The sequence below is a fragment of the Kitasatospora sp. MY 5-36 genome (genome assembly GCF_001182915.1).
Classification (GTDB): domain Bacteria; phylum Actinomycetota; class Actinomycetes; order Streptomycetales; family Streptomycetaceae; genus Kitasatospora.
The window spans coordinates 1-7,180 of the sequence record NZ_LFVW01000584.1; the positions used below are offsets into that span (position 1 = coordinate 1).

Consider the following 7,180-nt stretch of genomic DNA (forward strand, 5'->3'; position numbering starts at 1 on the left):
CTGGAGCGGCTGTTGGCCGCCTTCACCCGGCACGTGCGCGCCGGCGGCCCGATGCCGACCCCGGAGGCCTCGTCCGTCCTGCTACTGGACGCGGCCTCCCGCTCCCGCGCCGAGACGGTCCGCTTCGGCGCGGCGGGCTGAGCCGGGCCGGCGGCCGCCGTCACCGACGGGCCCGGCGCTCGGCCTCGGCGTGCCACCAGCCGGGCGGGGAAGATCCGTTGACGACCGCGGACGCCTGCTCGGGGTGCAGCCCGATCGTCCGCAGGGCGTCGGCGTGGACCCGGACCTCGAGCCAGCCGTGCCAACGGCCGTCCGGGCCGACCCCGCAGAGCAGGTCACTGCGCACCGCTTCCGCGGCGATGGGCATCCAGTCGATGCCCCGGTCGCGCAGTCAAGCGCGGAGGGCGGCCGGCGGGGTCGGGCGGCCGGGCAGGTTCTCGTACGCCGCGATGGTGATCCAGTCGTCGGGTTCGCTCATGCGGCCATGCTGACACGGATCGGATCAGGTCGACAGCGGAAAGGGGGGACGGCGGAACCCGCCTTCCCGGAGCGGGCGTTGGCGGCCGGGAGTGCCGGTAAACCGGTCGCCTCCCACCCGGGCCCGGGCCTACCCTCGGCGGCGTGCCGGACGGTCGAGCGCAGGGGGGCGGATGAGTCGGGCCGAGGCCGTGAGGGTGGTCAACGCGCTGGGCGCGCGCTGGGTCGGGCAGGTCGACCCGGAGGGTGGGACGGTCCTGATGCCGGCCGGTGTCTGGCCGCTGCTCGGCCTGTTGGCGCCGGCCGGAAGCCCCGCCGTCCAGGGTGAGTTGACGCAGGCCCTGGGTCTGCCGCCGGAGGCTGCCGCCGAGCGGGCCCGGGAACTCCTCGGTCTGCTGGAGGGCATCCCGGCGGTCGGCTCGGCCCTCGGGCTCTGGACGGGTGAGCGGCTGCGGCTGCGCCCGGAGTGGCCGGCCGGGCTGCCGGCGGGCGTACACGGGCGGCTCTCCGGTGACGTCCGGCAGGACCAGGCGCGGCTGGACGCCTGGGCCGCCCGCGCCACCGGCGGTCTGATCGACGCCATGCCGGTGCGGTTGGACCGGGAGACCCGCCTGGTGCTGGCCGCGGCGCTCACCGTCCGGACCGACTGGATCCGGCCGTTCGACGAGATCGACGGCCCGCCGGAGGGTCCGGCGGACGCCTGGGGCAGGCCCGTCCGGTATCTGTCGCGGTACACCTGCCTGCTGGACCGGGCCGCCGTGCTGGAGTCACCGACGGGGCTCGTCACCGAAGTGCGGGTGCACGGGTACGGGGACATCAGTGTCCATCTGCTGCTCGGCGAGCCCGGCGCGTCGCCCGGCCGGGTGCTGGCCACCGGCATCGAGGCGTTGAGCGGGCGCCACGGCCGGACCACCGCCGACCGCCTGCCCGTCGGCGCCCCCGGCCCCGGCCTGACGATCGACCTGATCCGGCGGTACGAGCCGGAGGACCTGTTGGCCGTGGACGTCCCGCGGTTCACCGTAGGGGCCGACCACGATCTGCTCGCCCGCCCCGACCTCTTCGGCCTGGCCACACTGGGGACCCGCTCGGAGACCGAGCACCGCCTGCCCGGGCTCGGCGGAGCGGAACCGCTGTTCATCGACGGCGCCCGGCAGCGCGCCACCGCGACCTTCGGCCCGGACGGCTTCCGGGCCGCCTCGGTGACCGCCCTCGGAGTCGCCGGGAGCGGCGCCGCGCGCCCGCGCCCGTCGTACCTGCGGCGGATCGTCCGGGCCGGCTTCGGACGGCCGTTCGGCTTCCTCGCCGTCCACCGCACCTCCGGTCTGCTCCTGGCCGCGGGCTGGGTCACCGACCCGGACCCCGCGACCGGTGTCCGGGCCTGAACCTCCTGGCAGGCAGGCCCGGGCGGCCGGCGGGGCACCGGCGAGAACCGGCCTGCCGGAGGGTCATGATCGTCACTTCGCGCCCGCGGCGGGGCCCGGCACTGCCAGACTGGGGCCTGCAGAGTCCGTCACGGAGAGAGGTCGCACCCCGCATGTCCAGCAGCGCCGTCGTCGAGAATCCGTGGTTCCGCAGATTCAACCCGTCCGACTCCGCGCCCGCCCGGATCGTGATCTTCCCGCACGCCGGCGGCTCGGCCAGCTACTACCTGGAGTACGCCAACGCGCTGGCGCCGCACGCCGATGTGCTCGCCGTCCAGTACCCGGGCCGGCAGAACCGCATCGGCGAGCCGACGATCGGCTCGGTGACCGGCCTCGCCGAGCAGCTCGCCCGGGAGCTGCGGGAGTGGGCGGACCGGCCGCTCACCTTCTTCGGGCACAGCATGGGCGCGGCCGTCGCCTTCGAGACGGTCCGCTGCTTCGAGCGCGACGGCGTACGGGGACCGGACCGGCTGGTCGTCTCGGCCGGCCGTGCGCCCTCGCTGCCCCGGACGACCAGGGTCCACCAGCTGCCGGACGACGAACTGCTCGCCGAGATCTCCGCGCTCGGCGGCACGGACGACCGGATCTTCGCCGTGCCCGGCCTGCGCGAGCTGGTCCTGCCGAGCCTGCGGGCCGACTACATGGCCGTCGAGACCTACTGCAGCACCCCGGACGCGACCGTGTCGCTGCCGATCACCGCCCTGGCGGGGGAGTCCGACGCGCACGCCACCGTCGACCAGGTCGGCCAGTGGGAGCGGCACACCACCGGCCCCTTCGACCTGCGGGTCTTCCAGGGCGGGCACTTCTACCTGGCCGACCGGACCCACGACGTGGTGGAGGTGCTCACCGCGCACCTGCGCGGCTGAGCCGGCCCGGGGCACCCCGGGTTGCCGGGGCGGCGGCGCGGTCCGCACGCCGCCGCCTCCTTCGAACGGATGCGCCCGCCACCGGTGACCGGAGCGCGCCCGCTCGACTACTGTGCCTGCTTGACGGACCGTCAACAGACCACCAGGAGGCAGCGTGCGCCGGATCGCCGTCGTCGGAGCTGGCCAGGCCGGCCTCCAACTCGCGCTCGGGCTGGTGGCGGACGGGTACCGGGTGACGCTGGTCGCCGAGCGCACCCCGGAGCAGCTGCGCGGCGGCCGGGTGCTGTCCACCCAGGCGATGTTCGGCCCCGCCCTGCGGATCGAGGCGGCGGCCGGGCTGGACCTCTGGGCGGAGCGGGCACCGGCCGTCTCCTCGGTGGAGGCGGTGCTGGCGGCGCCCCCCGGCGTGCGGGCGCTGGAGTACACCATGACGCTGGACGAGCCCGCCCAGTCGGTGGACCAGCGGCTCAAGCTGGCCGGCTGGCTGGAACTGCTGGCTGAGCGCGGCGGCGTGGTCGAGTACCGCACGCTGGACCGCGGCGGGCTGCACGAGCTGGCCCGTCGGCACGAGCTGACCGTGGTCGCGGCCGGCCGCGGCGCCCTGTCCGGGATCTTCGAGCGCGACGCCGGCCGCTCGCCGTTCGACGGGCCGCAGCGGGCGCTGTCCTGCCTGTACGCGCACGGCGTCGGCTCGCCGGACCCAGCCGCCGGGCCGAGGGCCCGGATGAACGCCCTGCCCGGCCTCGGCGAGCTGTACCTGCAGCCGGCGCTCACCCTCTCCGGCCCCTGCGACATCCTGCTCTGGGAGGCGCTGCCCGGCGGACCGCTGGACGCGTTCGGCGACGCCCCGCCGCCGGACGTCCAACTGGCCCGGATCCGCGAGTTGTTGGCCGAGTACCTGCCCTGGGAAGCCGAGCTCTGGACGGGGGCCGAGCCGACCGACGCCGGGGCCGGGCTGTTCGGCGCGGTCACCCCGGTGGTCCGGCGCGCGGTGGCGGAGCTCGGCTCGGGCGTGGACGCCGTCCACGTGCTGGGCCTCGGCGACGCGGTGGTGGTGACCGACCCGATCGCCGGGCAGGGCGCCAACAACGCCGCCCGGGCGGCCGAGGCCTATCGCCGGGCCGTCGTGGAGCACGGCGACGCCCCGTACACGGCCGACTGGATGTGCCGCACCGCCGAGCGGTTCTGGCAGCAACAGGCCCGCCACAGCGTCGAGTTCACCGCCGCGATGCTGACCGTGCCGGACCACCTCCAGGGGGTGTTCGCGGCCGCCGCCGAACACCCGGAGGTCGGCCGCCGGCTCGCCAACACCTACGCCGAAGCGCGCGACTACGCCGCCTGGCTGGCCACCCCCGAGCTGACCGCCGCCTACCTGGCCTCGGTGGGCAACTCCTCAGCGGGGAGCCAGGTTCGGCTCGGCGACGAGGACGGGTCCGGCGGCTCCTGTCGGTAGGAACCGCCGGACCCGGGGGCCTAACGACAGCACGACCGGACACCGGCCTTCCGGGCCCGAGGCGGTCGGGCGCGGGTGCGGCCGGCTCAGCGCGGGCCGGTGCCCGTGGCGCGCAGTCTGTCGAGGGTGTGGTCCAGGTTGGCCTGGGTCGCCGCGACGGCGGCGTCCGGGTCGCCCGCGGCGATCGCCTCGACCAGGGTGCGGTGCGCGTGGGTGATGCCCTCCGCTTCGACGCCGTCGTGGAGCCGGTTGTCGGCCACCACGTGGCCGGCCGCTTCGCGCAGCGCGTCGACGAAGGAGTCGAAGAGGCGGATGAGCACCGGGTTGTGCGCCGCCCGGACGACCTGGCGGTGCAGTTCCAGGTCGGTCTCGACGAGCTCGGCCGGGTCGGCGGCCGCGTCGCGGGCGGCCAGCGCCGCCCGGAGCGCGGCGACGTCCGCCTCGGTGCGCCGCTGCGCGGCCAGCCGGCCCGCCTCCACCTCCAGCGCCGCCCGGACCTCGTACACGTCGAAGACCTCCGAGCGCCGCAGCTCCCGGTCGAACTCCGAGACCGGGGCGGCGGCGGCCACGTACGTGCCCGAGCCCTGACGGGCGCGCAGCTGGCCGTCGGCGATCAGCACCCGGACCGCCTCGCGCGAGGTGGTCCGGCCGACTCCGAGGAGTCGGCTCAGCTCCACCTCACCGGGCAGTTTGCTGCCGACCGGCCACTCGCCCGTGCCGATCAGTCGGCGCAGCTCGGCCGTGGCTTCCTCCACCAGTGAGCGATGGCGTACCGGGCGAACAGTCATGAGGACGACCCTATCGTCCTCCGGGTGCCGCACCCGTGGCGGCCTGCTCGTTCACCCGTTCCGGGGCCGGTTCCGGCCCCTGCTCCGGCCCCGCCTCCGGCAGTACGCGGTCGCGCAGCCGCAGCGCGGAGCCGAGTCCGAGCGCCAGCACGCCGAGGACCAGGGCGAGGACGGTCCGCAGGCCGTGGGCGTCGGCCAGGCCGCCGAGCGCCGGTGCGGCGAGGCCGCCCACGGACATGGCGAGTCCGAGGGTCAGCCCGCTGGCGGTGCCGGGCCGGGTGGGCAGGTAGTCCTGGGCGAGTGTCACCTGCGGGGCGAAGGGCAGGAACATGGCCAGTCCGAACGCCACCGCGCCGGCCATGGCGACCGCGACGGAGGGTGCGAAGGCCACGGCGGCCAGGGCGGGGACGGCCAGCAGGTAGCCGGTGCGGATCGGGGTCATCCGTCCGTGCCGGTCGCCGAGCCAGCCGCCGAGCAGGGTGCCGGCTGCCCCGGCCAGGGTGAGCAGGGTCAGTGCGGCGGCGCCGGTTCCCGTCGAGCCGTGGAGGTCGCGCTGGATGTGGAGGGCGAGCATCGAGGTGACGGTCACGTAGGGGATCGACCAGGCGACGGTGGTCGCGGCGAGGCGTCCGAACGCCCGCCAGTCGTCGCGGTGGGCGCTCGTCGCCGCGCCCCGGGCGGCCGACGGGGTCGCCGGGGTGTGGCCGCGGTACCGCAGCCAGCGGCCCTGCGCGGCCCACAGCAGGGCCGTCACCAGCGCCGGGACGGCCAGCAGCCAGCTGCCGCCCAGGCCGTACGCGCCGACCACGAGGGTGACCAGGGCCGGTGCCAGCGAGGCGCCGAGGGTGCCCCCGACGGAGAACAGGCTCATCGCCCGCTGGGACTGTCCGCCGGCGACCCGGGCCTGGTTGGTGGCGGCCGGGTGGTAGGCGGCGATGCCGATGCCGGCCAGCGCGGCGAAGAGCCAGGTCAGCGGGTAGCTGTCGGCGAGGGCGGCGCCGGTGATCCCGGCCGCGGCGGTGAGGAAGCCGGCCGGGATGAGCCAGCCGCGGGGGCGGCGGTCGACCAGCAGGCCGAACAGCGGCTGGACCACGCTGGACAGGCCGCTCGCGGCCAGGGCGATGCCGGAGACGGCGGTGTAGCTGTAGTGCCGCTGGGACATCAGGAAGGGCAGCAGGGCCGGGACGGCGCCCTGGTAGAGGTCGTTGACGATGTGGGTGCCGGTCAGGAAGGCCAGCTGTCCGCGCTTCACCGCGTCCCCCGCTCGGGCCGCGCCGTGTTCTGCCCGGTCGCCCGCTCCAGGACGGCCGCCTGCCGGGCGGCCTGGTGGTGCCAGGGCCGGGCCCGTTCCAGCTGGGCGCCGAGGGAGAGCAGGAGGCCCTCCTGGTGGAGCCGGGCGGTCAGCATCACGCCGATCGGCAGTCCGTCCGGGGTCCAGTGCAGCGGCAGGCTGATCGACGGCCGGCCGGTGAGGTTCGCCACCGGCGTACGCGGGGTGACGGCGAGCATCCGGGCGTAGGTCCGCTCCGGGTCGTCCGGGTCGGCCAACGACCCGACCGGCAGCGGCGGTTGGTCCGTCGTGGGGCTCAGCACCGCGTCGAAGCGGTCGTACCGGTGGCAGATCGTCCGGGCGGTGGCGGTCAGCGAGGCCATCGCCGCGGCCAGCCGGACCGCGCTGTGCTCGTTGCCCCGGGCGCGCAGCCAGCGGGTCAGCGGCAGCAGCCGGTCCTCCCGCTCCGGCGGGACGGGCACGGCGGCGGCCAGCACGCTCCACAGCACGCTGAAGTCCGGCACGTACTCGGCCGGGTCGAACGGCGGGGCCTCCTCCACCCGGTGGCCGAGGTCGGCGAGCAGGTCGGCGGTGCGGCGGGAGGCCAGTGCGGCCTCCGGGTGCCACCCGTCCGTCCGGGGCAGGACGCCGATCCGCAGCGGGCCGGGCTCACGTTCGGCGCAGGCCCTGAAGTGGCCGGCGGGGGAGGCGGGCAGGGTGCTGCCGTCGCCCGGGACGCTGCCGGCCATGACGTCCAGCAGGAGGGCCGCGTCCAGCACCGTCCGGGCCAGCGGGCCGGCGGTGGCCAGCCCGAAGGCGTCCGTGCCGGGGGCGGTCGTCACCCGGCCCCGGCTGGGCTTGAGGCCGACCACGCCGCAGGCGGCGGCCGGGATCCGGACCGAGCC

7 protein-coding genes are annotated in these 7,180 nt (G+C 76.3%); 3 read left to right on the plus strand and 4 right to left on the minus strand.

Annotation, left to right across the window (positions count from 1 at the left end; all coding sequences use genetic code 11):
- Positions 1–160 precede the first annotated feature (160 nt).
- Complete coding sequence (locus AE652_RS30765) at positions 161–367, minus strand: hypothetical protein (RefSeq protein WP_049657437.1); 207 nt, start codon at positions 365–367, stop codon at positions 161–163.
- Positions 368–650: 283 nt separating this feature from the next.
- On the opposite strand from AE652_RS30765, the gene AE652_RS30770 reads away from it, so the two are divergent.
- The 3 genes from AE652_RS30770 to AE652_RS30780 all read left to right on the plus strand — a co-directional run bounded on the left by AE652_RS30770 (position 651) and on the right by AE652_RS30780 (position 4,217).
- A complete protein-coding gene (locus AE652_RS30770; RefSeq protein ID WP_049657439.1) occupies positions 651–1,859 on the plus strand; it encodes a serpin family protein in 1,209 nt (402 codons plus the stop codon).
- A gap of 152 nt (positions 1,860–2,011) precedes the next feature.
- Complete coding sequence (locus tag AE652_RS30775; RefSeq protein ID WP_049657441.1) at positions 2,012–2,764, plus strand: thioesterase II family protein; 753 nt, start codon at positions 2,012–2,014, stop codon at positions 2,762–2,764.
- A 154-nt stretch (positions 2,765–2,918) separates the two neighbouring features.
- On the plus strand, positions 2,919–4,217 hold the full coding sequence (locus AE652_RS30780; protein WP_063780321.1) for a styrene monooxygenase/indole monooxygenase family protein: 1,299 nt from the start codon (positions 2,919–2,921) through the stop codon (positions 4,215–4,217).
- Positions 4,218–4,303: 86 nt separating this feature from the next.
- On the opposite strand, the gene AE652_RS30785 is transcribed toward AE652_RS30780, so the two are convergent.
- From AE652_RS30785 to AE652_RS30795, 3 genes are all read right to left on the minus strand, one after another.
- A complete protein-coding gene (locus tag AE652_RS30785; protein WP_234348598.1) occupies positions 4,304–4,972 on the minus strand; it encodes an FCD domain-containing protein in 669 nt (222 codons plus the stop codon).
- Between the two features lie 43 nt (positions 4,973–5,015).
- A complete protein-coding gene (locus AE652_RS30790) occupies positions 5,016–6,257 on the minus strand; it encodes an MFS transporter (protein ID WP_063780322.1) in 1,242 nt (413 codons plus the stop codon).
- Positions 6,254–7,180: amidase (locus tag AE652_RS30795; protein WP_049657445.1), on the minus strand; the 927-nt coding region annotated here is incomplete at its 5' end. The genes AE652_RS30790 and AE652_RS30795, both read right to left, overlap by 4 nt.

Excerpts from the sequence above, each read along its gene's own strand:
- AE652_RS30765 (WP_049657437.1), bottom strand. The coding sequence starts at position 367 with ATGCCCATCGCCGCGGAAGCGGTGCGCAGTGACCTGCTCTGCGGGGTC.
- AE652_RS30770 (WP_049657439.1), top strand. The coding sequence starts at position 651 with ATGAGTCGGGCCGAGGCCGTGAGGGTGGTCAACGCGCTGGGCGCGCGC.
- AE652_RS30775 (WP_049657441.1), top strand. The coding sequence starts at position 2,012 with ATGTCCAGCAGCGCCGTCGTCGAGAATCCGTGGTTCCGCAGATTCAAC.